Here is a 1,262-nt window from a genome sequence, read left to right as displayed (position 1 = left end):
CACTGCCTGCAGAAGGGCGTGACCTACGACGAGCAGGTAGCCTTCCCGCCCCGTCTGAAAGCTGCGGCTTGACGCTGTAGGCAGATCGGATGTCTTAGCACTGCTGTTGATCTTGATCCTGTTTGATCAGGTTCTCTGTGCTCTGCTTTGGGTCAGTTGGGCTTGTGCCATTGGTGTTTGTGGGTGTTGCGTCCGTAGTGGTGGGCTTCGATCATCTGGTGTGCTTCGTCGGCGTTGTCCTGGTGCTGTTTGGCGGCCCAGGTGTGGCCCTGCTGCAGGCGGCGGGCGGCGGCCGCGTTCTCCTCGCGGATGATGGCGCTCTCCCACAAGTTGCCTGGTGGCGGCCCTGTCAGGAGATGTGGGGGCTGCGTCGTTCGATGAGGACGACGTCGCGCCAGACGCCGTGGTGGCGGCCGATCCGCTCGCGGGTGCCGATGACGCGAAAGCCGGCGCGGGCGTGCAGGGTGAGGCTGGCGGCGTTCTCGGGGAAGATCCCGGATTGGATCGTCCAGATTCCGGCGGCCTCGGTCGAGGCGATCAGGGCGTCGAGCAAGGCCGTGCCGGCGCCGCGGCCCCGGGCGTGGGGGTGGACGTAGACGGAGTGCTCCACGACGCCGGCGTAGGCGCATCGGTCGGACACCGCGGTGGCCGCGACCCAGCCGAGCACCTGCCCGGCGTCATCGAGGGCGACGTGGCGGTGTGCGGGCAGCTTGGCGGCGTCGAACTGGGCCCAGGTGGGGGCCTGGGTCTCGAAGGTGGCGTGTCCCTCGTCGATGCCGTGCTGGTAGATGGCCAGGACCTGGTCGGCGTGCGCGACCGTCATGGGAGTGATCTGGACGGTGCTGGTCATGCCGGTTCCCCCGTTCCAGGAAGGAGGTCGTGGATCAGGGCGCGGACGCGGGTTTCGATCTCGTCGCGGATGGGCCGCACGGCGGCGATGCCTTGCCCGGCCGGGTCGTCGAGCTTCCAGTCCTCGTAGCGTTTGCCGGGGAAGATCGGGCAGGCGTCGCCGCAGCCCATGGTGATGACGACGTCGCTGGCCTGGACGGCCTCGGTGGTGAGCACCTTGGGCAGCTCGGCGGAGATGTCGATGCCGGCCTCACGCATCGCCTCGACCACGGACGGGTTGACCTGGTCGGCGGGGGCCGAGCCGGCGGAACGGACGCTGATGCGCTCGCCCGCCAGGTGGGTGAGGAAGGCGGCGGCCATCTGGGAGCGGCCGGCGTTGTGCACGCAGACGAACAGCACGGACGGAACATGAG

3 protein-coding genes are annotated in these 1,262 nt (G+C 68.5%); all 3 read right to left on the bottom strand.

Annotation, left to right across the window (positions count from 1 at the left end; all coding sequences use genetic code 11):
• Positions 1 to 152: 152 nt before the first annotated feature.
• From AB0H81_RS44940 to AB0H81_RS44930, 3 genes are read right to left on the bottom strand one after another with little or no spacing between them, the layout of a single operon-like run.
• Positions 153 to 329, bottom strand: a complete 177-nt coding sequence (locus AB0H81_RS44940) for a hypothetical protein (RefSeq protein ID WP_358388774.1) — start codon at positions 327 to 329, stop codon at positions 153 to 155.
• Positions 330 to 349: 20 nt separating this feature from the next.
• Positions 350 to 850: an N-acetyltransferase family protein gene (locus AB0H81_RS44935; RefSeq protein WP_358388771.1), complete on the bottom strand. Its 501-nt coding sequence runs from the start codon at positions 848 to 850 to the stop codon at positions 350 to 352.
• On the bottom strand, positions 847 to 1,248 hold the full coding sequence (locus AB0H81_RS44930; RefSeq protein ID WP_358388777.1) for an arsenate reductase ArsC: 402 nt from the start codon (positions 1,246 to 1,248) through the stop codon (positions 847 to 849). Before AB0H81_RS44930 ends, AB0H81_RS44935 begins: the two co-directional genes overlap by 4 nt.
• Between the last annotated feature and the right edge of the window lie 14 nt (positions 1,249 to 1,262).

It is taken from the genome of Nonomuraea sp. NPDC050691 (assembly GCF_040654455.1).
In the GTDB taxonomy this organism is placed as follows: Bacteria; Actinomycetota; Actinomycetes; order Streptosporangiales; family Streptosporangiaceae; genus Nonomuraea.
This window is presented reverse-complemented; position numbering and strand designations above follow the sequence as displayed.

Bases quoted from the DNA above. Each gene is read 5' to 3' on its own strand.
- AB0H81_RS44935 (WP_358388771.1), bottom strand. From the start codon at position 850: ATGACCAGCACCGTCCAGATCACTCCCATGACGGTCGCGCACGCCGAC.